This is a genomic window from Streptomyces sp. NPDC050164 (assembly GCF_044459945.1).
GTDB classification, from domain to species: Bacteria; Actinomycetota; Actinomycetes; order Streptomycetales; family Streptomycetaceae; genus Streptomyces; species Streptomyces coeruleorubidus_A.
Map to the genome: position 1 here is coordinate 1 of NZ_JBITJK010000003.1, position 23,251 is coordinate 23,251.

At 68.8% G+C, this 23,251-nt stretch carries 24 protein-coding genes and 7 pseudogenes; 14 read left to right on the plus strand and 17 right to left on the minus strand.

Features of this window, described 5'->3' with window-relative positions; all coding sequences use genetic code 11:
- Both ACIBNA_RS05335 and ACIBNA_RS05340 read right to left on the minus strand, forming a co-directional pair.
- Positions 1-323: pseudogene (locus ACIBNA_RS05335) on the minus strand (transposase); the annotation flags it as partial.
- A 377-nt stretch (positions 324-700) separates the two neighbouring features.
- Positions 701-811: a DUF6207 family protein gene (locus ACIBNA_RS05340; protein ID WP_399164329.1), complete on the minus strand. Its 111-nt coding sequence runs from the start codon at positions 809-811 to the stop codon at positions 701-703.
- 243 nt (positions 812-1,054) lie between these two features.
- Between ACIBNA_RS05340 and ACIBNA_RS05345 the strand changes: the two genes are divergently transcribed.
- Together ACIBNA_RS05345 and ACIBNA_RS05350 are read left to right on the plus strand one after the other, a co-directional pair.
- Positions 1,055-1,825, plus strand: a complete 771-nt coding sequence (locus tag ACIBNA_RS05345; protein ID WP_399163935.1) for a DeoR/GlpR family DNA-binding transcription regulator — start codon at positions 1,055-1,057, stop codon at positions 1,823-1,825.
- Between the two features lie 1,049 nt (positions 1,826-2,874).
- Positions 2,875-3,417, plus strand: coding sequence for a DUF4232 domain-containing protein (locus tag ACIBNA_RS05350; RefSeq protein ID WP_399163936.1), 543 nt, complete (start codon positions 2,875-2,877; stop codon positions 3,415-3,417).
- A 223-nt stretch (positions 3,418-3,640) separates the two neighbouring features.
- On the opposite strand, the pseudogene ACIBNA_RS05355 reads toward ACIBNA_RS05350, so the two are convergent.
- The 3 genes and pseudogenes from ACIBNA_RS05355 to ACIBNA_RS05365 form a co-directional block, all read right to left on the minus strand.
- Positions 3,641-4,085: pseudogene (locus tag ACIBNA_RS05355) on the minus strand (Tn3 family transposase); the annotation flags it as partial.
- Positions 4,086-4,187: 102 nt separating this feature from the next.
- Positions 4,188-4,643, minus strand: coding sequence for a hypothetical protein (locus ACIBNA_RS05360; protein ID WP_399163937.1), 456 nt, complete (start codon positions 4,641-4,643; stop codon positions 4,188-4,190).
- Between the two features lie 455 nt (positions 4,644-5,098).
- Positions 5,099-5,695, minus strand: a complete 597-nt coding sequence (locus ACIBNA_RS05365; protein WP_399163938.1) for a pentapeptide repeat-containing protein — start codon at positions 5,693-5,695, stop codon at positions 5,099-5,101.
- Between ACIBNA_RS05365 and ACIBNA_RS05370 the strand changes: the two genes are divergently transcribed.
- Positions 5,625-6,119: a GNAT family N-acetyltransferase gene (locus tag ACIBNA_RS05370; protein WP_399163939.1), complete on the plus strand. Its 495-nt coding sequence runs from the start codon at positions 5,625-5,627 to the stop codon at positions 6,117-6,119. The genes ACIBNA_RS05365 and ACIBNA_RS05370 overlap by 71 nt on opposite strands.
- A gap of 139 nt (positions 6,120-6,258) precedes the next feature.
- A pseudogene (locus ACIBNA_RS05375) lies at positions 6,259-6,613 on the plus strand (transposase); the annotation flags it as partial.
- Between the two features lie 110 nt (positions 6,614-6,723).
- Here the strand turns inward: ACIBNA_RS05375 and ACIBNA_RS05380 are convergent.
- The 4 genes from ACIBNA_RS05380 to ACIBNA_RS05395 form a co-directional block, all read right to left on the minus strand.
- Entirely contained in the window at positions 6,724-7,581 is an 858-nt protein-coding gene (locus ACIBNA_RS05380) for an acyl-CoA thioester hydrolase/BAAT C-terminal domain-containing protein (protein WP_399163940.1), read from the minus strand.
- Positions 7,582-7,726: 145 nt separating this feature from the next.
- Positions 7,727-8,071 carry a hypothetical protein gene (locus ACIBNA_RS05385; protein WP_399163941.1) on the minus strand — a complete coding sequence of 115 codons (345 nt, stop codon included), beginning with the start codon at positions 8,069-8,071 and terminating at the stop codon, positions 7,727-7,729.
- Positions 8,072-8,963: 892 nt separating this feature from the next.
- Complete coding sequence (locus tag ACIBNA_RS05390; protein ID WP_399163942.1) at positions 8,964-9,146, minus strand: hypothetical protein; 183 nt, start codon at positions 9,144-9,146, stop codon at positions 8,964-8,966.
- A gap of 17 nt (positions 9,147-9,163) precedes the next feature.
- On the minus strand, positions 9,164-9,604 hold the full coding sequence (locus ACIBNA_RS05395) for a VOC family protein (RefSeq protein WP_399163943.1): 441 nt from the start codon (positions 9,602-9,604) through the stop codon (positions 9,164-9,166).
- Positions 9,605-9,867: 263 nt separating this feature from the next.
- On the opposite strand from ACIBNA_RS05395, the gene ACIBNA_RS05400 reads away from it, so the two are divergent.
- Positions 9,868-10,185 (plus strand): endonuclease, encoded by a 318-nt coding sequence (locus tag ACIBNA_RS05400; RefSeq protein ID WP_399163944.1) that lies wholly within the window; start codon positions 9,868-9,870, stop codon positions 10,183-10,185.
- Between the two features lie 272 nt (positions 10,186-10,457).
- Here the strand turns inward: ACIBNA_RS05400 and ACIBNA_RS05405 are convergent, their stop codons facing one another.
- The 3 genes from ACIBNA_RS05405 to ACIBNA_RS05415 form a co-directional block, all read right to left on the minus strand.
- Complete coding sequence (locus ACIBNA_RS05405; protein ID WP_399163945.1) at positions 10,458-11,420, minus strand: phosphotransferase family protein; 963 nt, start codon at positions 11,418-11,420, stop codon at positions 10,458-10,460.
- A 139-nt stretch (positions 11,421-11,559) separates the two neighbouring features.
- Positions 11,560-12,210 (minus strand): peroxiredoxin-like family protein, encoded by a 651-nt coding sequence (locus ACIBNA_RS05410; RefSeq protein ID WP_399163946.1) that lies wholly within the window; start codon positions 12,208-12,210, stop codon positions 11,560-11,562.
- Positions 12,211-12,320: 110 nt separating this feature from the next.
- Positions 12,321-12,467 carry a hypothetical protein gene (locus tag ACIBNA_RS05415; RefSeq protein ID WP_399163947.1) on the minus strand — a complete coding sequence of 49 codons (147 nt, stop codon included), beginning with the start codon at positions 12,465-12,467 and terminating at the stop codon, positions 12,321-12,323.
- Between the two features lie 166 nt (positions 12,468-12,633).
- Between ACIBNA_RS05415 and ACIBNA_RS05420 the strand changes: the two genes are divergently transcribed.
- Complete coding sequence (locus tag ACIBNA_RS05420; protein WP_399163948.1) at positions 12,634-13,233, plus strand: TetR/AcrR family transcriptional regulator; 600 nt, start codon at positions 12,634-12,636, stop codon at positions 13,231-13,233.
- A 54-nt stretch (positions 13,234-13,287) separates the two neighbouring features.
- Here the strand turns inward: ACIBNA_RS05420 and ACIBNA_RS05425 are convergent.
- A pseudogene (locus tag ACIBNA_RS05425) lies at positions 13,288-13,512 on the minus strand (sodium:solute symporter); the annotation flags it as partial.
- Between the two features lie 283 nt (positions 13,513-13,795).
- Here ACIBNA_RS05425 and ACIBNA_RS05430 point away from each other — a divergent pair.
- The gene (locus tag ACIBNA_RS05430) at positions 13,796-14,290 is read left to right on the plus strand and encodes a hypothetical protein (protein WP_399163949.1); all 495 of its coding nucleotides are present in this window, start codon (positions 13,796-13,798) and stop codon (positions 14,288-14,290) included.
- A gap of 252 nt (positions 14,291-14,542) precedes the next feature.
- Here the strand turns inward: ACIBNA_RS05430 and ACIBNA_RS05435 are convergent, their stop codons facing one another.
- The 4 genes from ACIBNA_RS05435 to ACIBNA_RS05450 form a co-directional block, all read right to left on the minus strand.
- A complete protein-coding gene (locus ACIBNA_RS05435; RefSeq protein ID WP_399163950.1) occupies positions 14,543-14,692 on the minus strand; it encodes a hypothetical protein in 150 nt (49 codons plus the stop codon).
- 2 nt (positions 14,693-14,694) lie between these two features.
- The gene (locus ACIBNA_RS05440; RefSeq protein WP_399163951.1) at positions 14,695-15,072 is read right to left on the minus strand and encodes a DUF4440 domain-containing protein; all 378 of its coding nucleotides are present in this window, start codon (positions 15,070-15,072) and stop codon (positions 14,695-14,697) included.
- 214 nt (positions 15,073-15,286) lie between these two features.
- On the minus strand, positions 15,287-15,676 hold the full coding sequence (locus ACIBNA_RS05445) for a hypothetical protein (protein WP_399163952.1): 390 nt from the start codon (positions 15,674-15,676) through the stop codon (positions 15,287-15,289).
- 312 nt (positions 15,677-15,988) lie between these two features.
- Positions 15,989-16,630 (minus strand): DUF1707 domain-containing protein, encoded by a 642-nt coding sequence (locus ACIBNA_RS05450; protein WP_399164330.1) that lies wholly within the window; start codon positions 16,628-16,630, stop codon positions 15,989-15,991.
- A 312-nt stretch (positions 16,631-16,942) separates the two neighbouring features.
- Between ACIBNA_RS05450 and ACIBNA_RS05455 the strand changes: the two are divergent.
- The 7 genes and pseudogenes from ACIBNA_RS05455 to ACIBNA_RS05485 form a co-directional block, all read left to right on the plus strand.
- Positions 16,943-17,496: pseudogene (locus ACIBNA_RS05455) on the plus strand (oxygenase MpaB family protein); the annotation flags it as partial.
- Positions 17,497-17,676: 180 nt separating this feature from the next.
- Complete coding sequence (locus ACIBNA_RS05460; RefSeq protein WP_399163953.1) at positions 17,677-18,033, plus strand: J domain-containing protein; 357 nt, start codon at positions 17,677-17,679, stop codon at positions 18,031-18,033.
- A 56-nt stretch (positions 18,034-18,089) separates the two neighbouring features.
- Positions 18,090-18,599 (plus strand): annotated as a pseudogene (locus tag ACIBNA_RS05465) (Hsp70 family protein); the annotation flags it as partial.
- A 255-nt stretch (positions 18,600-18,854) separates the two neighbouring features.
- Positions 18,855-19,397: a nucleotide exchange factor GrpE gene (gene grpE, locus ACIBNA_RS05470; protein WP_399163954.1), complete on the plus strand. Its 543-nt coding sequence runs from the start codon at positions 18,855-18,857 to the stop codon at positions 19,395-19,397.
- 240 nt (positions 19,398-19,637) lie between these two features.
- Positions 19,638-20,027, plus strand: a pseudogene (locus tag ACIBNA_RS05475) (DUF2267 domain-containing protein); the annotation flags it as partial.
- A 319-nt stretch (positions 20,028-20,346) separates the two neighbouring features.
- Positions 20,347-21,333: a hypothetical protein gene (locus ACIBNA_RS05480; RefSeq protein ID WP_399163955.1), complete on the plus strand. Its 987-nt coding sequence runs from the start codon at positions 20,347-20,349 to the stop codon at positions 21,331-21,333.
- Positions 21,334-21,385: 52 nt separating this feature from the next.
- Positions 21,386-23,251 (plus strand): HSP90 family protein, encoded by a 1,866-nt coding sequence (locus ACIBNA_RS05485; RefSeq protein WP_399163956.1) that lies wholly within the window; start codon positions 21,386-21,388, stop codon positions 23,249-23,251.

Here is a 23,251-nt window from a genome sequence, read left to right on the forward strand (position 1 = left end):
GTTCGCAATGCTCCGCGACGGCACCTTCTACGAACCCCGCCTCCCCGAAGCAGCCATCGCATGACCAACCCAGGCTTGACGAAGGACATAGAGGCACCCCCCCGGGTGACCTTCGTCCGCGGCCGGACCGTCGCGAACGTCGACTCGATCGGGTTGGTCGTGCGCAGGTGAATCCAGTGCTCGGCCGGGAAGTCGTAGAACGCCAGCAGTTCCTCGACGTCGTCGGTGATCTTCTTCACCGCCTTGGGCCACTTCGCGCCGTAGGCATGCTCGAAGGCGGTGACCGCCTTGAGCGCGTGCTCGTGGTCCTCGGCGTTGTAGATGCAATCGCTTCCTGGACGGTCACACCCAAGACGGCACCGTAGGCCTCGCACCTTCCACCAACGCCCCGTTTAGCGGAACCAGACGGGCTGTCGAGCAGCCGATCGACTAGGACTTGTCCAGTCGATCAAGCGCGGAGCCAGATGACGCCAGTTCGCACCATGGCGTAGCGGGTCAAGCCGCTCGCCTCCCGCTCTCCCATAGAGCAGCGACCTGTCGGGCCTTCTCCTGTCCCTGTTGCGTCACACCGGTTTCCCCCTGATCCGTCTCTGATGGAGCTCCGACATGCACCTGCATGGCAGCCCCCCTCGGGGGAACGGCGCCAAGCAGCTGCAGACGGCGGCCCGTTACTCAGTAAGAAGGTGTTCCTGACGGCCTATCAATCGAGCGGCCGACGCAGGTCCAGGCAGCACCGAAGCCGGACGCCGGGCTGGCCCACATCGTGTGTCGTGTGCTGTGCGGGCGATGTCGCCCACCGTTCGGAGAGCAGCTGCTGGAAGGAGAGCGCGGTCGCGTCGTCGGCGGCCGCGACTTCTCTGAACTACGAGGGCTCCCACCATGAGACGGAGTGCTGTCAGAGCTACTTGACCTTGCAGCTCGAGCGGTTCGAGCCGATCTGGCCGCTGCATGGGCAGCCAGCACGGGGGCAACAGGGCTGCGGACCACCCACTGTTGTCAACTACGGTCAAAAGCCAGCAGATGAGCCCGTCGGTAGCGTGTAGTGTCCCGTAGCGTGCTGGCCGAACGACGACACCAACTCATCTTGCAAGCTCTGCGTTCCGGCGGCACTGCCTCAGTGGGCGACCTCGCCGAGCAACTTGATGTCAGTGCCGCGACCATCCGCCGTGACCTCCTCAAGCTGGAGGCAGACGGGTTGCTCACCCGCGTCCATGGCGGAGCGGTTATCGAGGAGGATCAGCCGCCCTTCTATGAGGCCGCCGAGGTGCGGGTGGCCGAGAAGGACGCGATCGCCGCCCAAGCGGCCACAATGATCGAGGACGGTCAGTCGATCATTCTCGACAGCGGCACTACGGTCCACCGCCTGGCACTTCAACTGCACGGTCGCCGACTCACCGTGATCACTAACAACCTCGCTGTGTATGACGAACTCAACGATGACGAGAACATCGACCTCATGCTGCTCGGGGGCATGGTCATCCGTGAGTCACGCATGCTGGACGGGTTCATGGCCGAGGACAACCTCCGCCAAGTTCACGCCGACTGGCTGTTCATGGGTGCCTGTGGCCTCCGCCCCGGGGGCCAGGTCATGGACACCACCGTTGCCGAGGTGCCCGCCCGACGCGCCATGATTGCCGCCAGCGACAAGGTGGTGCTCCTGGCCGACAAAAGCAAGTTCCCCGGAACTGGCATGGTGAAGATCTGCGGCCCCGAGGACCTGGATGCGCTCGTCACCAACGCATCGGAAGACGATGCGACCTGTAGGAACCTGAGCGAGGCCGGCGTGAGGGTGATACCGACAGCTCCAGCCACGGTCAACGGCTGACAGAGCTACTTATATTGCCGTAAACGATGGGGCGGCAGGCGAGTTTGAGGAACGCTTCGTGGATGCCGGCCCAGAGCTGGCTCACATCGCTTGCGCGGGCGTTAGATGGCGGCGTATCCCATGGCCGTGTTGATATTGCCGTGGCCTGCTATGACTTGGGCTAGGTGTGGCGGCAGGCCGTTGAGGATAGCGTCGGTGATGAAGATAGCTGTGGACGACGGGAACCGTTCCATCGGCATTTCGGATCCGGGAGATCACGGCGCTGAGTACGGGCGGCGAGTTCTGGAGCCACAAGCAAGAGTCGCTCTTGAACGGTTTTCGATGGCGCGATCTGAAGAATTGGACATGTCGCCCCTCCCCCGGTCCCCGGTCCAACTCGATCGCGGCGGCGGCCAGCCCGTCTTTGGTGAGCAGGCGCACCTCCTCTCCGCCTCGGGTGCGGCCGCCGTCGACGGACAGACCGTGCCCGCGCAGATCGTTGAGCGCGCCGCGATGGGAGGCAGTGCGCGCCTCCTTCCGGACGGCCGCCGTCTTCTTCGTGGTGTGCCAGTACGTCAGGTGCGGTGAGGACAACCGCTGGATCTGATCCGCCGTCGCCGGCCTTGAGCACCCCGAGTACGCGCAGCACATCAGCGCGCAGCCCGGTCGACCATCCCGCCTCGTTCGTCTTGCGCTTGCCCGCCATCAGCCCCGCCCTCCCGTGCGTCGCGACCGGCCACCGGCCGGGCGCCGGCTCCGCCCGGCCGCAGAGGGCACCAGGCGCGCAACTCCTGCCCCGAGTCCCCTACACCGGGCACATGACGGCAGGCCGCGCCACGGGCATGCGGAGGTACTTGCACCACCCAATCTGCCCAGCCACGCCTTCCTGGTCTTTGTACGCCGCGGCCCGCAGGCACTGACCGAGTTCTCGTAAGCGGCCACAGTGGGGTCCTGGCTGCCGGAAAAGGTTCTCGGCACACCGAACCTCTCCCGGGCATTGCGCATCTTCAGGTGCGTAGGCGCGCACTGACCTCGTGCGCCGATTCGTATTCGAGGGGAACCGAAACTTCATGAAGAGCAAGCTGACCTCCGTGGCCCTTGCGGCCGTCGTCGTCGTGGGCGGTGCCGCTGCCGCCATCCCGGCCTCGGCCGCTCCCGCCAAGGCGGAGCCGACCCGCTGCCACACCGCCGACCTGAAGGCCGGCTTCGCCATGGGAGGTGGCGCGAAGCCGGAGATGGAGCAGAGCGAGAAGCAGACCCAGGCGTACATCTGGTTAACCAACCAGAGCAGGCGCACCTGCACCCTGTCCGGCTTCGCCGGTGTCGACATGATCGGCGCTCAGAAGACCGACGGCACCTGGTCACTGGCACGCTCCTCCAAGGCGCCCGTAAAGATGACCCTGGAGCAGGGGGATACGGTCGACTTCAGCATCAACCTGCTCCCGGTGGCCGCGTCCACGCCGCAGAAGGAGAAGTTCGTGCCGGCGAAGTTCCTGGTCACCCCTCCGAACGAGACGGAGTACTTCACCCTGAAGTGGCCGTTCGGCGGCCAGATCCTCAAGCAGGACGGCGCCACCCGCCCGGCCACCTACCTCAACCCGATCGGGATGTAACCAACTGGACAGCCTTTGAGCTGCCCTTCAGCGGCGCTGGTGGCCACCGCAGGGCTCCCGAACCGAGATGAAGCCTCCGGGGGTGCGGTGGCCACGTCTGACCACGCGGCACGCCCGGCCTTCTCTCCGAGGCCTGGCCTGCACCGCCGGACGTGCCTCCTGGCCATACCTCCAAGGCCCTCCCATCCGGCGGTGCGGGCCAGGGCTGGTCATTCTTCGTCGGTGGCAGTTGGAACCAGTACCGGCCGAGCATGTTGATGTGCTGCCGCTGCACGAACGCGGAGAGGGCGGGCGACGTCCTTGTCGCGGACGTCGAAGTTGTCCGCGCGCAACTGGTTCACCGCGGCATCCATGTACCTGGTGTTGAAGAGGAGCACGGTATCGAGCACGACTCCCAGCGCGCCAATCTGATCCTCCATGCCGTCCTGGTACCACTGGTAGAGCTGCCCCGAACGGCCGTGCAAGATTCTCCGGGCGAGCGCGTGGCGGCCCACCTGGAGGTTGGCCTGCGCCTTGATCTGGCGTCAGTAGCCAGGCAAAAGGATGTGCAGGCTCTTGGCGATCCGCCCGTAGTGGGCAATCGCGTCCCCCAGCGGCGTGGACCACCCGTCCCGCGACAGCATCCGGATGACGTCGTACCCGCGCACGGCGCCGATGTCGCGCTCGCCGGTCTCCGGCTGTTCCAGCTCCGGTGGTGGCGTGGGTCAGCGTTTCACGCGGTTGCGGATGGCTGGGATGGCGAGACCCAGGAGGACGGGGTCGGTCGGGCGTTAGGTCATTTCGATGTAGGTGCCGGCGGTGGTCAGGTCCTGTCCGGAGGAGCGGAACACCACCGAGTTGAGCGTGATGTTCAGGGCTTTCTCGAAGCGCTCGCCGGTGAACCGGTTGCCGGTGGGGTTCTGCGGATCGTCCTTGTTGATCTCGAAGGTGACCTTGCCTCCGCCGGCCGGGACGGTGCCGGTCGCGGTCTGCTTCGGGGTGTCGCTGGCGGGGCCGACGGCCATCAGCAGCACGATGGTGAGGAGCATGGCGACGCCGAGCCAGGCCAGGGCTCGGGAGGCGCGCAGGCCGTATCCGGACAGCGCCCAGTACGCGGTCAGCAGACTCCGTTCGCTGCGGGGGATTCCGTCGGCGTGGCGGCGCATCTCCATCTCCCCGGAGTAGAAGTCGGCGGCCCCCGGCTCGTGTTCGCCGTCTTCGAAGGCTTTGCCTAGCGCCCGGTACACCGGCGCCGGCTGCGCCGGCCCAACGTGTCCCGCGCCGATTACCGACACGTTCCGACCCCGGACTGCTGTCGGTTGGCTCGCGCGCCAATGGTGCTCTTCGGCAAGGGTGTGGCGCTGGGTGAACCGTAGCGGGCGCCAGCGCCGCCAGTGCGTGCCGGGCGGGACCTGGTCGAAGGAGCAGGTGCCCTCCAGCCGGACCTGGTCCAGATGCACGGTCCCGGTGAACAGGCACCCCGACAGGTCGACGTCGGCGAGGACTGGATGGGCTCAGCCCACTCCACGCAGCGAGGCCAACCGCACGACGGCGTCGGGTGTGTCTGCGAGATCCTGTTCTTGCACTGATTGTCCGTTGGGGAGAACGAAGGGCTCTGTCTCTGCGGCGATCGTGAGGGGATACTCGAAGACCGCGTGGGCAAAGTCCACCGTGGCGTAGCGCAGACGCAACGCGGCTGTCGTCAACCGGCGCGTCCGCTTGCACTCCAGGCGCGCGCTGCGAGTGAGAGGGTCACCGGGCCGTTGAACACTGCCCCGGACAGCACCACTCGCCCGCCGGACACCAACGGCCCGAGGCCGTCCGAACGTTCAAAGGCCGCTGACCCAAGCCAGGCGTCGCGCTTGAACGTCGCTGAGTTGAATCTGGCGTCGTGCTTGAACGTCGCAGACCCGAACCAAGCGTCACCTTCGAAGGCCGCCGACCCGAAGACAGAGGTGACCTCGAAGGTCGCCGACTCGAACCGGGCGTCGCCGTAAAACGCCGCTGCATCGAACCCGGCACGGCCCTTGAAGGTCGCCGACTCGCAATAGGCGTCCCCCCTCGAAGGTCGTCGAATAGAACCAGGCGTCGCCCTCAAAGGACGCCGACTCGAACAGGGCGACGCCTGGTACTCCAGCCGTAGATCGTTATGTGCCCTGGTCTTGGGGCTGTCTGCCGCTGGCGGAAACCCAGGTGGCCTCAGCGCACGATCTGGGTAGAGTCGGGCAATGCCCGAGCTGAAGCGGCTGCAAGCCGGCCACGCCCCGGCGGTCCTGGCCTTCGAGCTGGCGAACCGCACCTACTTCGCTGCCTCGATCTCCGACCGCGGCGACGACTTCTTCGACCAGTTCACCGACCGGTACAACGCCTCACTGGGCGAGCAGGAGGCCGGCATCTGCGCCTTCTACGTACTCGTCGCCGAGGACGGCTCGGTACTCGGCAGGTTCAACCTGTACGACTTGGAGGACGGCACTGCCAGACTCGGCTACCGGGTCGCGGAGCGGGTCGCCGGCCGCGGCGTGGCGACCGCGACCGTCCGGGAGCTGTGCCGGATTGCGACCGCGCGGCACGGCCTGCACACACTGCGGGCGGCCACCTCCCACGACAACGCCGCGTCCCAGAAAGTCTTGACCAAGGCCGGGTTCGTCCCGGTTGGCCCTGCCACCCCGGCCGATCTCGGCGGCAAGTCAGGCACTTGGTACCGGCGCGACCTCCAGCCATGAACCTTGATCTTGCTCGTGGGTCGGCTGCGGGAAGGCTGCGGCCACCGCTGATCATCGGTGTGTGACGACTAACGATCTTGCGATGGCCGCAGGTCACAGCGTGGACCCTGCCCGCTGGCAGGAAGCGTTCGAGGGCCTGATGAGCCGGATAACCGGCCGGTTCGCCCGGGTCGAACCCCGGCGTCGGGTACGGGATCTGATGCTGGGGCTGCTGTCGGACCTGCCACGCAAAAACTGCTGGAGCATCGGCGAGTGGGCCGGAGAGGCCACCCCGGACGGCATGCAGCACCTGCTCGGCCGGGCCCGATGGGATGCCGACGCCGTGCGCGATGACGTGCGCGAGTACGTCCTGGAGCATCTGCACGACGAGGGTGCAGTGCTGGTGGTCGACGAGACCGGGGACGTGAAGAAGGGCACGCACACCGTCGGCGTCCAGCGCCAGTGCACCGGCACCGCCGGGAGGGTTCGAAAACGCGCAAGTCGCTGTCTACCTGGCTGCCCGGCCTGGACGACCTCTCCTTCGTTCGTATGGAGTGCCGACCGCCGCTCGTCGTTGAGATCCCCGGGCCCTCGCCGTTCAGCGTGCGATCAACCGGAGGGAGGGTCAGCCCCTGCTGCGGAGCGCGTTGAGGACGTGAGGCCAGGCAACCGTGCCCAAGAGCGCGTCAGCTTCGGGCGTGCCTCCGTACTGGAAGCGTGGGGATGCCGGCGCCGGTCTCTCGCCAGGAAAACGTGGGCGGTGGCCGGCATCGTGGCGGGTGATCAGACGCACCGTCGCCCCGACTGAGCGCCGGCGTTGTGCCAGTTGTTCGGCGAAGGGGAGAGACGGCCACATCGCATCGTCGCCGCCTGCGACCAACAGCAGATCGGCCCGCGCTTTGTCCACGGGGATCTCCGCCTCAGGGAGCAGATCAGCAAACGTCCGCTCACTCAGTTCGTACCACCCGCGGATGGCAACCGGCCCGCTGTCCGTCTCTGCGGGAGTCCAGGAATCGTCCAGCGGGACGAAAGGCAGTGCCTGCTCTTGCCAGGTCCAGGACGATCGATAAGGACGGTGGGCTCCATCGCGCCCTGGTCCGACGTTGCACCAGACCCGGGACGTGGGCGACATCGCGACGACAACGTCCACGCGCGGATCGTGCACCGCGGTGAGCAGCGCGGCCTCAGCCCCTTTGGAAGTGCCCAGAATGCCGATGCGTCGTGCCCCGTTCAACCGGAGGAAGTCGACGGCGGCGGTGAAGGTCTCCAGGGGGATCTCACAGATCCCCGGGGACTGCCCCGGCCCACCGAACCAGCGGATCGACACGGCCGTCATGCCCTGCTGGGCAACGATGCGTACTCTCTCCCGTTCGACGCGCCCGCTGGATCCCGCCAGGACCAGGACACCGATGTCACTGCCGCGGGCGGGAGCGACCAGTACGCCTTCCCAAGGACCGGTCAGCTCGCGCTCAGTGACATCCACGTGCCCCCCCGGCCGGTCCGCCTCAACCTGTCAGCACAGCCTAATCGACGTTGCCTTTCCTCCTGGAACGACCGCACCCGCCCCGCATGGCCACCGGGCGTGTCCATCCTGCGGTCCCAAATGAACTCGCCCTCCGGAGCCGCCCTCACATCGCTTGATCTTCACCAACCATCCGCGACATGGGGCCAGTTGGAGTCTCCTGGTCGGAGCCGCAGAACGCCGCCCCAGCCATTGCCCGGCGGGTCTTCAGGTCCAGGGTGGCCACGGGGCGGCGCTGGTCGTGCTTGCAGGCGTACTCGCGGCCGTGGTCGCGGGCAAACCGCCAGCGCACGCGTTCGTCGCGGTCGGTCGGCTCGGGGAGCATCGCGGCGACCGCGTCGCCGACGAGGTCCTCGTAGTGCGCCTGCCTCGCATCCCTCCCGCTCGCAGCTCCAGCGGGACCAGGGGCGCCCCGGCCCTCCACCTTGTAGCCCGTGCTGTATCCGGACACGAGTGCTCCTCGCCTGGGGTGAGGGGCCAGTACATCAGCGACCCGACAGGCGGCGCCGCGGTTCGAGCGACCGGCCCCGAGGAGGTGACGGGGCGCGGCGGCGACAACCAACGGAGCAGTGCCGCGCCGTTGACGCCACAGGCGGTGGGGCACCATCCGCGACCGGGCTGGTTGGTTGGTCGGCTGGCTGGCTGGCTGGCTGGCTGTAGAAGCCGTACAAACAGACCGGCTCCAGCGCCCCATAACCAATGTATTAGGACCGGACCAGGTGGTTCGGGCCTTCGCAATGCCTCGCGGATTTCTCCCAGCCGGTGCTGTCCCTCCCCCGGCCTCCGGCGCCAGTGGGTGGCGGACCCGACTTTCGCGAGGCCGCGACGCAAACACCGCCCACCGGTCACTGTGCCGCTCGCCTGTCAACGACCGTAGGAGAGGGCACTGTTGACCATCCACCAGACAGCTGGGGGAACGGCCGCGCCGGTCGCCGCTACGCTAAGCACGCCCCCTGGCCCAGAGCCGAGGCTCCACAGGGACACTCTCAGGCAGAGAGCAGCACGACCGCCGACCGCGAGGCGTACCCCACGCGGACGACACCACAGGTGTCCGCCGTGTCTGTTCCTCCGCCTGCTAGGAGAGCCCCGATGGCCCGGGGTCCGCACTCCCCCATATCCTCCCGTCGGGAACCGCTCAGCCCGCCCGACAGAGCTAGGGCCTGTCGTTTGGATCACGTCGCAGACGCGGGGTCTGGCACGCGCATCTGCGGCGTTGAAAAGATGCCGTCGATTCCCTGCGACCTGATCCAAACGACAGACCCTAGGCTGCCGCCTGCGTCTCCGCCGCCATTCCTGTCGCTGCCTACGGGGCCGTGGGCGTACGAGATCAAGGTCGGTGGTTCTCAGATCTGGGCGAGTTCTTCGTCGTACACATGACGATGTGCGACCCGTTCCAGGTGAAGGGCGATCGGTACGTTGCGCGGGGTTCCGTCCTTGGCGACGTAGGCCGGGCGGGTCACGTCACGGACCAGCAGCTCCTGGCTGATCGGGCGGTTCAGAACCTCGATGATCTCGCTCGGCTGCATGGTTCGGTTCCTCCTTCTCAGCGCAGTTGCTCGGCCAGTCCGACGATGATTCCCTCCGGGCCGCGGACGTAGCAGAGCAGATAGCTGTCCTCGAACCGGGCGATCTCGCCGACGAGTTCGGCGCCGTGAGGGCGCAGGCGGGCAACGGTGTCCTCGATGTCGTCGACGGCGAACATGACGCGGTGCGTGCCCAGAATGTTGTGCGGCCGGTTGCGCGGCCCGGCGCTGATCGCCGCGGGGCTGCGGTACTTCGCCAGCTCGAGCCGGCTGTGACCGTCCGGGGTCCGGACCATCGCGATGTCACAGCGGACACCGTCGAGTCCGGTGCACTGGTCGGCGACGAGGCCCTCGACCTCCGCCCTGCCCTCCAGCTCCATACCGAGTTCCACGAAGAACGCGATGGCGGCATCCATGTCCTCGACGACGATGCCGACGTTGTCCATCCGCTGAATCGCCATGCTGGTTTCTCCTTCTTCCTCGCGGCCGGTGGTGGCCGCTGATGTCCCTGGGACGGAGCCGGTGGCACGTTCTCGACGTCCTCAGACCTACTCCAAAAAGTCTGGATCGCGCCTCAGCACCGCTACAGCAGACCCGCGAGCCAGGCGCCACCACCGAGGGTGAGTGCGGCGCAGGTGGCCGCTCCCATGAAGACGATCAGCCGCAGCGTGCCGTCCCCGCTTTCCATGCTTCCTCGACGATTCGCAGCGTGCGCGCTTGAGCATTGCGCTTCGAGGAAGCGGTCCGGGACGACTGCGAGATGCGCGAGAGCGTGGGATTCGAGCCGGTGAACGGCAAGGGAGCGGTCTCCCGGGCCACCTTGTACTTCCTGCTCCGTTATCCAGCCCAGGTCGGCGACGCCGCGCGCGAGTTCCCCGAGGACCGGCTGCCCGTCCTGCTGCAGTGGCACGAGAGCGAGCCGGTCACCGAGTACGAGATGCACCGCAACGCCGCCATCGCGGAGATCCAGGGCAACCGCAATCCGCTGATAGACCATCCGGAGTGGGCCCGCGAGATCGACTTCTCCGGGGTCTGGCCCTGAGGAGATCCGGCGTCATGGCGGACAGAGCTGAAAGAGCCGAGAAGGCCGTGAACGCCGAGACGGGCACACCCCGCCGCGCAGCCGCCCCCACCCGCACACGCCATGGCAGCGCCCTCACCCGCGCGACCCGGCGCCGCAGCGGATCCCTCCGGAACCGTCTGCCGGACTGCGCCGGGTCCTCGTTCCCAGGCGCCTGGTCGTACACAGCGGTACGGGGAGGCTGTTGCCCCTCGCGCCGTCGTCACGCGAGCCCCCGCGCGGCTCGGTCTTGCTCAGCCCAGTGCGTCCATCAGGGCGGTGACATAGGCATCCAGTCTCTCCTCCACGGTTCGCGTCGTCAGCTCTGCCCTCCCTGCCTCCCGCCACGGCTGAGACACCAACTGCACTTCTTCTGAGCACGCCAGCGCGTCCCGTACCAGCCAGTACAGCCGCCCGCTCGCGGTCGCGGCCAGCACCCCGCCGGCCTCCTCATACGCCTCAGGGAACCGCAGACCCCACGCCGGGCCGTGCAGCAGCGCGAGATTGGTGGAGCAGTGCGCCACGTCGAGATCCGCCGGGCCCCAGGAGGCCGCTGCCCAGTCGACGACGCCGGTGATCCGGGCACCTGCCGGCTCTGAAGGCGGCACGTCGAACAGCACGTTGCCGGGCTGGAAGTCCCGGTGCAGGAACCGCCCTTCATAGGGCGGCGCGGGCTTGCGGATCACGTCGATCGCCGCGGCCCATACCGCCGCGTCGGCGCCCTTCGGAACGACGACGGTGTCGGCGGTCGTCAACGCCACATACTTCCGGGGCCGCTCGGCGGGTCGCAACGCGTGGATCGCCACGAGTCGACTGGCCAGCAGAGGAACGCGCGTCTCCAATCCCTCATCGCCGAGGACCGTCCGGCCCGCCAGATGTGTCATCAGGAGCGACGGATACTCGCAATGCTCGGCGGTTGGATCAACCGCGACCAGTCCAGGAGCCGGCACGCCGGTCCCCGTGAGCAGGGTCAGGGCGCCGGCCTCCCTGTACAGCCCTTCCTCGGCGTGCCTCACGTAGAACGGGTCGACGAAGCTCCGCAGCACCACGTCACGGGTGCCTCCGTCCCGCGTGCCGATGGTCAGCCTCCGCATTTCGGCAGTGATGCCGCCGTGCAGCGCCTCGGTTCTGACGATCCGTTCGCCGAAGTCCAAGTGCCGACTCACCCAAGCCAGTGTCAAGGGTCTGACTGCCGCCGCCTCATCGTGGTTGGTCACCGTGCCACCTCATCATCCGGATGGCGGCACGCGCGAAAGTTACCCGTCGGGCCACTGCCAGGCGTAGAGCTGCCCGGCGAGCAGGGGCCGTAGTCGAGGGGGCAGCAGGGCGCGCCTGCCTCCGCTGCTCGATGCTTGCTCAGTTCAAGGCATCGAGGGCGGCGGTGATGTCGGCCGGTTCGGCACGGGTGGTGTAGTCGGTGTCGACGAAGGCCCAGCGGATGACGCCGTCGCGGTCGATGACGTAGGTGGCGGGCAGCGGGAGGGTGCGAGGGTGGCCGCCGTTGACGCGCTGGAGGTCGAAGCCGAGCTTGTCGTAGACGGCGGCGAGGTCGTCGGGGAGGTCGAAGGCGAGACCGTACTGCTTGGCGGTGTCGGATCCGACGTCGCTGAGGACGTCGAAGGCGAGGTCGTGCTTCTCGGTGAGGGTGAGGGACTCGTCGGGGATCTGCGGGGAGACGGCGACCAGGCGGGCACCGCGCGCGGTGATGGCGTCGTGGTGCTGCTGGAGGGAGCGCAGGGCGATGTTGCAGTAGGGGCACCAGGCTCCGCGGTAGAAGGTCAGGACGACCGGGCCGTCGGCCAGCAGCTCGTCCAGGGCCAGGGTCTGCCCGGTCGCGGAGGGATGGCTGAAGCGCGGGGCCTGGGCGCCGACGGTCAGGGCGCGGTCGGCCTGGCCGGAGTCGGCGAGTTCCTGGCCGGCCCGCTGCATGATCTCCCGGATCTCGGCTGGGATCTGCTGCTGACGCGCTTCGTAGAAGGTACGCAGTTCGGCGTTGAGGGTCGTCATGGTGCTGGTTCCTCCCGGTTGGCGACTGGAGCGGGACCCAATCTTGAAATGTTCGTTCCAAGATAGAGGCATGCGTGGTCCCGCGCCAGTCATCCGGAGGTGCCGATGCGTCAGAGGCTGGTGAAGGGGCGGTGGTCGGCCAGGGCGAGCGCCCGGACGAAGGCGCCGAGATGGACCACGCGGCGTGCGAGGAAGCGACGGAGGCGAGGGGTCTGCGACCCGTATGCGGCCGCCCAGAGAGCTGGTATGCGATTCATGGGGGCATGGTCGCGGCGCGCGGCGCCGCTCGCGCGGATCGTGGACGAAGCTGGACGCCTTCGCGCACGCGGGCGGTAGCTTGTCGGCCCTGCGCCTGTCAGCGCTTTTGCGGCGCGCTGGACAGCGAGTATCTTGGAATCACTATTTCAAGATGGCGGGTGAAACATGCCGGATATCAAGCACTTCGACCCGGACGCCACCCTGGAGACCGTGGTGCGGCTGTTCTGGCGGCAGGGCGTGGCATCGACCGGGATCCAGGACGTGGTGACCGCGACCGGGCTCAACCGTTCCAGCCTGTACGCCACGTTCGGCGGCAAGCAGGAGCTCTACCTCGCCGCGCTGCGCCGCTATCTGGAGCAGCGTTCCGAGCCGATGTTTCGGCGCCTGGCGGAGGACGAGCGCGGGCTGCCCGCCGTGGTCGAGTTCTTCGCCGGCCTGATCAAGGCGCGTTGCTCGGGCGAGTACGCCCGCTGGGGCTGCATGGTCTCCAACGCGCATGCCGGGAGCGAGAACAGCGACCCTGAGGTACGCGCCCTCCTGGACCGGCACCACCAAGAGTTGCGTGACGCGATGTACGCGGCCCTCGTCACCGCACAGGCCCGGGGACAGCTCGCCCCCGGCGCCGATCCCGTCGCGTCCGCGGACCTGCTGGCGCTGCTCGCCTACGGCGTCAACCTGCGCTCACGTGCGGGTGCCGACTCCGCGACGCTCCGACGGACAGTGGCCGCCGCCCTGGACTCGATCGCAGACCGGGCGGCGGCATAGACGTTGGCGGGCCCGCCTCTCAGCTGGGGTCGTGCGCAGGTGAAGTGCCCGGACGGCGACCGTGCCGTATATCACGCCGACCGCCCAGCCTGCGAGCGGGGCCCAGCGGTGGAACCAGCGGGTGAACAGGCCGCCGCCGACCAGGGCCGGGAAGGTCTGCAGGATCCAGATGCCGCCCAGCAGCTGGAAGTTGATGGCGACCGTCTTGTCCATGGTGAAGACGAAGGCCAGGGCGCCCACCTTCTCCAGCAGCGAGACGAGCTTGGAGACCTTGGTCTCCAGAACTCACCTTGAAGCTGCTGCTGGTCTCGCTGCAACAACAGCCAGACCGCCAATACGACCGGCAGGGCCAGCGACCACTGGATCAGTGCCGCCATGCGCGGGCAGCCAGTGCCCCCGGATCGGCTCCGAGTTGACAGGCAGCTCGGAGAAACACTGATCCGAGGGCCCCACCGCGATGCGCTACGTGAACTCCGCGCGAGCCTTGCTGAAGTAGGCATCTGGACAGCAACTTCCGTGAAAACTACTCGACCAGGAGGCTCTGCCCCCGGATCATGAACGGGTGACCTCGGCCGGATCAGCAGCAATTGATCTGCAGGACCATGCCGCCCTGTGGAGCGTGGGAGAAATCCGTGCGAGCGACGTCGTCAGCGCCGCCTGCGATGCGCTCGTCGCCGGACTCGATAGCCCCGCCCTGCGAATCCTGGCCGCCTGCACACGCGCCGAGGCGAACTACGACGTGCACGAATTGCTTCCCGAAGCACTCGGCGAGCTCGGCCTCACCTTCTATCCGATCGCCAGCGAAGCCGGCCAGGTAGCCGCCGCCCGAGCGCTCGCACGCCGCATGCTCGCGGGTGAGCTGACACCTCGGGCATTCACCTCCCGGATCCACCAGCGGTACGGACATGAGCTGCCCCTGACTGAGCGGCTCGCCGAGCTCGATGACGACTACGACGTCCTCGAATACCTCGACAGAACTGTGGACCAGGTGAATGCGGAGGTCACGGCCGAAGCCCGCCGCCTCGCAGCCCACACGCAGGTGGCGCCCGAGTTTTGATCAGCGGTGTCCTGGATCGCCTTGAGCTGGGAGTCACGGTCACCCGCGAGTAGAAGCACTGGCCCTGGTGTCTGAGCGAGCGTGTCCAGGACGGCGTCGCGGCTGGCGAGGGCGACGGTCAGCCCTGCCAGCGCATGCGGGTCGGTAGCGACGACGCGAGCGGCATGGGCTCCGGCCCGCGATCAGGCCGGTCAGCCGTTCGGGATGGCGAGTCAGCAGGTTGAGGCCGATGATGCTGTCAAGTCGAGGACGTCACCGCCGTACTCGACCAGCTGAACATCTCTCGGGCAGCGTTCTGGTGGTGGTGCGGTCTCCGAAGAATCCCGGCAGCAGCACCAGCGGCAGTCCGCCGCCCACGGTCTCGAAGGCCATCCGCACTCCGTCGCCGCCGGTGACCTGCATGCCTACTCGACCTCGGACGCAGCAGGAGTTGCCTGGTGAAAGTACATGCGCCAGCCCGTCTCGGTCAGCCGCCACAGGGAGCTTCGCCAGGCCCGACGCCCCTGGTTGTCGGCGAAGTACGTCAGATGAACGACGCCGGGAGCAAGAACGACCCCGGACATCTCGCTGACCTGCACCGCAGACTCCGACGACACCGTTCCCCCGCTCGTGACCGCGAGGATGGACTTCACGTCCCACCGGCGTCCCGACGCACCGAACTCGGTGAACTCCGGATCCAGAAGCTCCAACACACGGGCTGGGGAAGCACGCACCTCAGGATCAAGCAGCCGCAATTCGGCATGCACGGCTGCTTGCACTGCACGCTCACTCTCACCGGTCATGGCGGAACCCTACGAACGCTTCTCGCAGGTGCACAGCGAATAGATCACCGGAGCCGAGGAAACAACAGCCTGGCAAAAACGGCCCGGCTGGAGCCCCAGATGGTCCGTGGGCATGTGGCCATGAGGGCCGTGGGACGCGCGCGATCAGGGCCGAGCTACCGACCCCTCAGGACGTCTCGCCGTAGAGCGCGCGGAAGTCCGCCAGCGTTCCCCGTTAGTGCTCCAGGTCCTCGGTGAGCTTCGCCCGGGTCACCACCTCCGGGTTCTGCGCGCGGGACTGGCGGCCGAACTCGGACCAGACCCCCTCGTCCGGCACCACGTCCGCACCGTCCGGCAGGAACTTCAGCGCCTCTCCGACCGCATCCGCGGCGAACTCCCAGTTCACCTCGACGCCGAACCGGTCCTGGTGCCGGCCATCGGCGTAGGCCATGTCCGCCTCCAGCGCCCGGCGCGCGTATGTCTCCGCCACTACGGCCCACTGGGCGGCATCGACGAGCTGCGAAACCCCCAGCCCGAACCGCGCGCCGAGGGTGCGGGCCGCGTGCTGTCCCGGCTCGGCTGCCCCGGACCGGCCCGCCGGCGTCCAGAACTCCTCCGCCGACATGGCATCCCGCCCGTCCGGCACAACTCGACCGACCCGTCGACGGCGGCGCGGGCGACAGCCAGCACGTTGCCGGCCACGCCGGACCAGTACGCCACGGCAGCGAGGGCCTGCGCGAGTTCCGCCCCGGCGCCGCCGAGAGTCTCGGTGAGGGTGTCGACCGCGTCGATAGTGGTGCTAGTTGGAAGCCGCGGCCTGTGACGACCAGACCGCCCTCGCCGTCCAGGAGTAGTTCGCCACGCGGTGGGCGGTCATGACACGCGCGATCTGTACCGGTGTGGTGTCGTTCGGGCTGGTCAGCGTGCCCGTCGGCCTCTACGCTGACCTGCGTAGCAGCCACTGCCCGAACGTCCGACGCGGAGGCCGCACCACCACGCGGCCGTGGGCCTTCTGACCGACCAGCTCCACTCGCAGAGTGACCGGCGTATCAGGATCGGTCGGAGTCTGACGGTACTTGACCCTGCTGTGTACCAGCAGCAGACCGTCGGAATCGACCACGATGCCCGGCCTCGTGACCAGCGTCAGGGTTTTCCCCGTCATGCCCACGTCGATCCGCAAGGTGTCGTGCGTGATCACGGCGTCAGTGAAGTCCAGCTTCACGTCGCAGTACGTCACCGCGAGCTCCAGCTTCCGCGGTACCACCCAGCGCCCCACGCGCTCGACCGGGCCGCTGTGGACCTGTTCGATCCGGACTACGTCCTTGACCTCTGCTACGGCAACACCGGCCGAGGCCGATACGGGCGGCAGGTCAGCGGTGAGCGTGGCCAGTTCGCTCAGGGTGCGCGCCGACAGGGCAGCTTCCAGACGCTCATCCAACTCCTCCGCGGTCAGCAGGCCGTCCCCCGCCGCGATACGCAGCACATCCACCACCCGGTCCCGGTCCGCATGAGACGCTCGCAGCTCGGGCGACGATCCGAGGCCGGCGCCCTTCCCGGTGGGCGAAATCTCTCCCGACATGCTTCCGTCCTGGTCCTGTCGAACGTCTCCGCGACGCAGGCAGCGGCGCGGGTAGAAGACTAACGCTATATCGCGACACGGGTCCCGGGTGGGCCCCATCACGGTGAGGCGATGGTCAGCGGCGATTCACGACATGCGGCATCCATCATGCCGAGGCCCGGTCACGACAACAACCGCATCCCGCGGGCCAGTTCACACCGTTCCCCACGGACACGCAGAGCGCGAGACCACCCGGGACATCTGCCTCGCTCCGGTGGCCGACCTGCCACTGCGCTCCCTGCTGAAGGACGCGCCGGAGCTGAACACGGGCCCGGCAGCCGATGTAAGGCCCGGCTGTTCTTCATCGACAACAACGTGCACTTCTCCACCGCGCCGTCCTTCGCCTCCATGCCCGCCTGCTACGTCGTCCCCCACGTGGCGAAACTGCTGTCGGCCACCCACGGACTGCAGTACCCCTCCAAACGGATGGCGGAGACGGGCCAGTTCACCGTCTACCTGATGCAGCCCGACGCCTTCGAGGCCGCAGCCGCTTCATCCCCGCCGCCCAGAAGGTGCGCCTCCTGCACGCCTCCATCCGCCACCACCTCAAGCGCGAGAACCGGTGGGACACCACCGCGCTGGGCACACCGATCTGTCAGGAGGACATGATCGGCGGGCAGATGTTCTTCTCCCTGCTCGTCCTGGACAGCCTGCACCGCCTCGGCATCCACATGTCCCAGGAAGGCGCCGAAGCCTACTACTACGCCTGGCGCGTGGTCGGCGCCATGCTCGGCGTCGACCAGGACGCCGTCCCCAAGGCCCTGGAGGAGGCCCGCACCTTCCTCGACCTGTACATGATCCGCTCGAAACCAGTGACTCGGAGTGGAGGATTGCCGGTTTCGATGGCAATGTCATAGATCACACCATATGCCGACGTCGCAAGCCAGCCCTCGCCGTTACAGGCGAATCCCATCGCCATCTTGACATGGAGAGACTCAAGTTTTATTTCATGACTATGAGCAAGTAGGAGTGAAAGCGCAGCTCGCAGGGGTGAGGAGGCGTTCGGGATGCAGGCGCGGGGCCAGGGAGCGGACCTGTATGCGGTCCTGGGAGTGGAGCCCTCGGCGAAGGCCGAGCTGATCACCTCCGCCTTCCGCGCCCGGGTGCGCGAACTGCACCCCGACACCCGTGTCGACGCGGCCACCGCCGCACGGTTCGGCGAAGTGCGGGAGGCCTACGAGACCCTGCGCGACCCGGTCCTGCGCGCGGCGTACGACCAGACCCGCGAGCGGGCGTACGACCGCGAGCGGGCCCCGGCTCCGCCCGTACGGCCTGCGCGGCGCTACGTCGTGGTGCTCGGCACCGTACGCCCCGAGCCCCCGCTGCGCGCCGGTCCCGTCCGGTGGGAGCGGATGTCGTGGTGAGGCCCCGAGCCCCCGCACAGCGCGTGGAACACAGCGAGGCGAGGAGGGAGAACCAGATGGCGCGGTCGGTCGGTATCGACCTCGGTACGACGAACTCGGTGGTCTCGGTCCTCGAAGGCGGCGAGCCCAGCGTCATCACCAACACGGAAGGCGCGCGCACGACCCCGTCGGTCGTGGCCTTCGCCAAGAACGGCGAGGTCCTGGTGGGCGAGGTCGCCAAGCGGCAGGCCGTGACGAACGTGGATCGCACCGCGCGCTCGGTCAAGCGGCACATGGGCGACCACTCCTGGCGGTTCCCAGGCCACGGTGACATCGACGGCAAGCGGTACACCGCGCAGGAGATCTCCGCGCGCGTGCTGCAGAAACTGAAGCGGGACGCGGAAGCGTATCTCGGGGAGAACGCGGGCCTGAAGGTGCTGCGGATCATCAACGAGCCGACGGCGGCGGCGCTGGCGTACGGGCTGGACAAGAAGAACGACCCGACGGAGCTGGACAGCTCGATCTTCGCCTTCTCCGCGGCCTCCCGCAACGTCACCGCCTCCGCCGAGGGCGGCGGATGCGAGGAGCGAGACGGAGACGGCGCTGGCAGAGCTGAAGGAGAAGCTGAAGGGAGAGGACACCGTGGCTATTCGGCAGGCGATCGACCGTACGGCGCAGGCCGCGCAGAGGGTCGGCACGGCGCTGTACGAGAGGTCGCGGGCCGAGCAGCCGCCGGGTGAGGCCGGGGCGACCGCGGACGGCGGTACGGCCGGCGGCTCGTCCGAGGAGGATGTGGTGGACGCCGAGATCGTCGACGACGACAGGCCGGAGGCTGGCTGACGATGACCGGGAGCGGGCCGCAGGACGCCGCACTGGCGGAGCTGCGGCGCCTGGTGGAGGAGCGGACCGCCGACCTTCAGCGGGTGAAGGCCGAGTACGACAACTACCGCAAACGGGTCCGGCGGGATCGCCTGGCCGTACGCGAGGTAGCGGTGGCCAACGTACTCCGGGCGCTGCTGCCCGTGCTGGACGCGGTGGACCGGGCGTGCGCGCACGAGCCGCTCACGCCTGGCCTGAAGGACATCGCCGACAGCCTGACCGAGCAGCTCGGCTCGCTGGGCGTCACGTCGTTCGGCGAGGTGGGCGATCCGTTCGACCCCGCCTGCCACGACGCCCTGGCGCACCACCCCTCCCCCGACCACGACCGCCTGGTCTGCTCGGCGGTCCTCCGGCCCGGCTACCGGCTCGGCGACCACCTGCTGCGCCCGGCCCACGTGGAGGTCGCCGGGCCGGCTCCGCCCGCGAGGAACGCGTACGGGGACGACCGAGGCGTGCGCCCTTGCACCGCCGGTGGTGCGCCGCCCTTCCCCATCGCGCGAAGCTGACCGGGCTCACGGCGCCCGCGTGCCGCGCGGCTGCCGGACGTGTGCGCGGGTGGACGTCGCGGGCGTCGCCCCGGTCCACCGTCGTCGCGCCAGGGGCCGGGGGGCTTGCAGGGCGAGGTCGGTCGGCTTCGCATCGTGCGCATCAACGGTGACCGTCGCGCAGGTCGGCTACCTGGGTACCGGGAAAGGGGGCATCGCACAGATGCCGTCGACGCCAGCAAGCGGAGGTGACGAACGACGCAGTACCACGAGTACCTCGCCCGTGTACGCGAGCTCGGCGAATACGACAGCCGGGAAGAAGCCACGAAGGCCACCGAGGCCGTCTTGAGCGTGCTGGCCCAGAGGATCAGCCCCGGTGAGGTGGATGATCTCGCTTCCCAGATGCCCGGACCGCTCGGGCAGACGCTGACCGCTGCCAAGTCGCAGCAGGCCGAGAGCTTCAGGATCGACGAGTTCTACCGCAGGGTCGCCGAGCGCATCGGCGCCCGGCCGCGCACCGCCGAGTGGGACGCCAGCGCCGTGCTGACCGCCCTGGCCGACGCGGTCAGCGGCGGCGAGCTGAACCAGATCCTCAGCCAGCTCCCCTCCGGCTACGCCGTCCTGTTCGGCAAGGCCGATCTCGCCGGCTGACTCGCCCAGCCGGCCGGCGCGGGCCCGAGCGCGGAGTACGCCGGCCGGCTGCGCGCCCGCACGTACTGATGCGCACTACCTGCACGGCATCGGGCATGGTGACGACATCTGGGAACACGGCGGATTCGCCGTCCACTTCTTTCCTCGCCCTCTGGTGGACGACCTTGCTGTTGGCTGGGGCCTTCAAGAGGTTCACGAGGACCCCGGCCGGATGCCGGATCAGACCCGTGAATCATCGGTGAAAACCCTGCGGAAGCGGTGTCAGCGGGGCCGCATATGATCCACCGAACGATCACGTGGGATCAGGGGAGGGCGCGGCATGTTCGGCAAGTTGTTCGGCAGGGGTGCGGAGAGACCGGTTTCGGATCCGCATGCCCTGCCCGTCCCGCGCAGGCAGAAGAACGGGATGTACACGCTGCGTGCGCTCGGGGACGTGCGGGTGCTCGCGCTGGTGGAGGCGGCCGACGCGGGTGACTGGGAGGCGGTGAAGGCGGCGCTGGTTCCCTTCGACCTCGGCCGCGACCATCAAGTCCTCGGTGAGCTGGCCGACTTGGACGGTGTGCAGGACTGGATCGGCCGGGCCGTCGAGGAGGACAAGGAGCACCGGGCGACGGCCCTGCTGATATCCGGGACGCGCCACATCAGCTGGGGCTGGGAGGCGCGCACCGCCGAGCGTGCCGTGAACGTCACGCAGGAGCAGTGGCGGGTCTTCCACGAGCGGCTTCACATCGCCGAGGAGCAGCTGTTCGAGGCCGCCGAGCTGCGGCCGGAATGGGTCACGCCGTGGCGCCGCCTCCTCACCTCCGGTCGCGGCATGTCGCTGGGCACCGCCGTCAACGAGACGCGGCTCGACGCCGCCCTGCGCCGCGACCCGCTGGACCTGGAGACCCACCTGGAGTGGGTGTCGCAGTTGCAGCCCCGCTGGGGCGGCGAGCCGGGCCAGGCCCTGGCGTTCGCCCAGGAGGCGTTGGCCCGCGCCCCGCAGGGGCACCGCCTCGGCTGCGTGATCGCCATGGCGTACATCGAGGAGTGGGTCGAGGCGGAGCGCGGGGACTATCTCGAAACCTCCGAGATCCAGGCGCAGTTGCGGGAAGCGGCGGACCACAGCATCCTCCACCCCGCCTACGTGTATCGCCCGGGCTGGCAGCACGACTTCAACATGTTCGCCATGGCCCTGTCGCTGGCCGGTGAGCGCCACACGGTCCGGCGCGTCTTCCAGACGCTCGACGGCGCCTACACCAGCTGGCCCTGGACCTACTTCGCGGAGCCCGAGAAGCAGTTCGCCCGCCACCACCGCCGCGCCTGAGCGCACGCCGGCTCCGATCCCGCCCGCCCTCTCTCCCACTCCGGACTGCCCGATGACCCTGCCCGACACCGCAGCGAACCCGGCCGGCGCCGACCGCACCTTCCAGGTGGATCTGCGCGGCCTCGTCGATCTCCTCTCCCACCACCTCTACTCCAGCCCCAAGGTCTACCTGCGCGAACTGATGCAGAACGCGGTGGACGCGCTGACCGCCCGGCACGGCCTCGAACCGGCCGCCCCCGCCGAGGCCCTCGGCATCCGCCTGTACGCCGACGGTTCGGTGGTACGCGTCGAGGACGACGGCGTCGGTCTCACCGAGGCCGACGTGCACACCTTCCTCGCGACGATCGGCCGCAGCAGCAAGCGTGCCGAGCGGCTTGCCGAGCAGCGCGGGGACTTCATCGGCCAGTTCGGGATCGGCCTGCTCTCCTGCTTCCTGGTCGCGGACGAGATCCACGTCCTGAGCCGCTCCGCCCGCACCCCCGACGCCCCCGCCGTGGAGTGGCGGGGGCGCGGCGACGGCAGCTACACCGTCCGCACCCTGCCCGCCTCCGCCCGCCCCCGGCCCGGCACCACCGTCACGCTGACGCCGCGCGCCGACGCGGGCGAGTGGACCCGGCCGGCACAGGTGCACGCGCTGGCCCGGCACTTCGGCTCCCTGCTGCGCCACCCGGTGACCTTCGACGACGGCACAGGCGGCTCGGGGGGTCCGGGCGGCCCGGGGGCGTCCGTCAACCCCGAGCCCGCGCCCTGGGCGCGTACGTACCCCACGCCGGGCGCCCGTTCCCGCGCGCTGGCCGCGTACGGCGAGGAGGTCTTCGGCTTCACGCCGCTGGACACCATCGAGCTGGACCTGCCGGCCGTGGGCCTGAAGGGCATCGCGTGCGTGCTGCCCGAGGCGGTGCCGGCCGGGCGCCGCCACGGCCACCGCGTGCACGTCAAGGGCATGCTGCTGTCCGAGCAGGCCGAGGAGATCCTGCCCGAGTGGGCGTTCTTCGTCCGATGCGTGGTCGACGCCGAGAGCCTGCGCCCGACGGCGTCCCGCGAGTCCCTGTACGAGGACGACACGCTCGCCGCCGTCCGCGACGCCCTCGCCGAGCGGCTGCGCGCGTGGATCGCCCGGGCCGCCGCCAGCGACCCGGACCTGCTCGCCCGTTTCCTCCAGGCCCACCACCTGGCCGTGAAGTCGCTCGCGGTGCACGACGACGAGATCCTGCGGATGCTGCTGCCCTGGCTGCCGTTCGAGACCACCGACGGGCACACCACCCTCGACGAGTTCGCCCGCACCCACCGCACCGTGCTGGTGACGTCGAGCGTGGAGGAGTTCCGGCAGGTCGCGGCGATCGCCTCGGCCGCCGGGCTCGGCGTCGTCAACGGCGGCTACACCTACGACCGTGAACTGGTCCACCGGCTGCCCGAGATCAGGCCCGAGGCGAGTGTCGCCGACCTGGACCCGGCGACCCTCACGGCCCACCTCGACCCCGTCGACCGGGAGACGGAACTGGCCGCCGCGGCCTACCTAGCCCTGGCCCGTGACGCCCTCGCCGTCTTCGACTGCGACGTCGCGCTGCGCACCTTCCAGCCCGCCAACGCCCCCGCCCTCCTCGTCGACAGCCGCGAGGCCCGGCACGAGCGCACCCGCTCCCAGCTCGCCCGTGAGCAGGAGGGCGGCCTGTGGGGCGACATCCTCGGCGCCCTGCGCCAGGAGGCCCCGCGGGCCCAGCTGATCCTCAACCAGCTCAACCCGCTGGTGCGCGCCGCCGTCGCCATCGACGAGCCCGAGCTGGCCCGCACCAGCGCCGAAGCCCTCTACGGGCAGGCCGCGATGCTGTCCCGGCGCCCGCTCAGGCCCGCCGAGTCGAGCCTCATCAACCGCTCCTTCCTCGACCTTCTCGCCCACGCCCTCCGCAAGGACAGCTGA

Bases quoted from the DNA above. Each gene is read 5' to 3' on its own strand.
- ACIBNA_RS05350 (WP_399163936.1), top strand. From the start codon at position 2,875: ATGAAGAGCAAGCTGACCTCCGTGGCCCTTGCGGCCGTCGTCGTCGTG.
- ACIBNA_RS05370 (WP_399163939.1), top strand. From the start codon at position 5,625: ATGCCCGAGCTGAAGCGGCTGCAAGCCGGCCACGCCCCGGCGGTCCTG.
- ACIBNA_RS05390 (WP_399163942.1), bottom strand. From the start codon at position 9,146: ATGCAGCCGAGCGAGATCATCGAGGTTCTGAACCGCCCGATCAGCCAG.
- ACIBNA_RS05395 (WP_399163943.1), bottom strand. From the start codon at position 9,604: ATGGCGATTCAGCGGATGGACAACGTCGGCATCGTCGTCGAGGACATG.
- ACIBNA_RS05410 (WP_399163946.1), bottom strand. From the start codon at position 12,210: ATGACGACCCTCAACGCCGAACTGCGTACCTTCTACGAAGCGCGTCAG.
- ACIBNA_RS05415 (WP_399163947.1), bottom strand. From the start codon at position 12,467: ATGAATCGCATACCAGCTCTCTGGGCGGCCGCATACGGGTCGCAGACC.
- ACIBNA_RS05420 (WP_399163948.1), top strand. From the start codon at position 12,634: ATGCCGGATATCAAGCACTTCGACCCGGACGCCACCCTGGAGACCGTG.
- ACIBNA_RS05435 (WP_399163950.1), bottom strand. From the start codon at position 14,692: ATGCAGGTCACCGGCGGCGACGGAGTGCGGATGGCCTTCGAGACCGTG.
- ACIBNA_RS05440 (WP_399163951.1), bottom strand. From the start codon at position 15,072: ATGACCGGTGAGAGTGAGCGTGCAGTGCAAGCAGCCGTGCATGCCGAA.
- ACIBNA_RS05445 (WP_399163952.1), bottom strand. From the start codon at position 15,676: ATGTCGGCGGAGGAGTTCTGGACGCCGGCGGGCCGGTCCGGGGCAGCC.
- ACIBNA_RS05450 (WP_399164330.1), bottom strand. From the start codon at position 16,630: ATGTCGGGAGAGATTTCGCCCACCGGGAAGGGCGCCGGCCTCGGATCG.
- ACIBNA_RS05460 (WP_399163953.1), top strand. From the start codon at position 17,677: ATGCAGGCGCGGGGCCAGGGAGCGGACCTGTATGCGGTCCTGGGAGTG.
- grpE (WP_399163954.1), top strand. From the start codon at position 18,855: ATGACCGGGAGCGGGCCGCAGGACGCCGCACTGGCGGAGCTGCGGCGC.
- ACIBNA_RS05480 (WP_399163955.1), top strand. From the start codon at position 20,347: ATGTTCGGCAAGTTGTTCGGCAGGGGTGCGGAGAGACCGGTTTCGGAT.
- ACIBNA_RS05485 (WP_399163956.1), top strand. From the start codon at position 21,386: ATGACCCTGCCCGACACCGCAGCGAACCCGGCCGGCGCCGACCGCACC.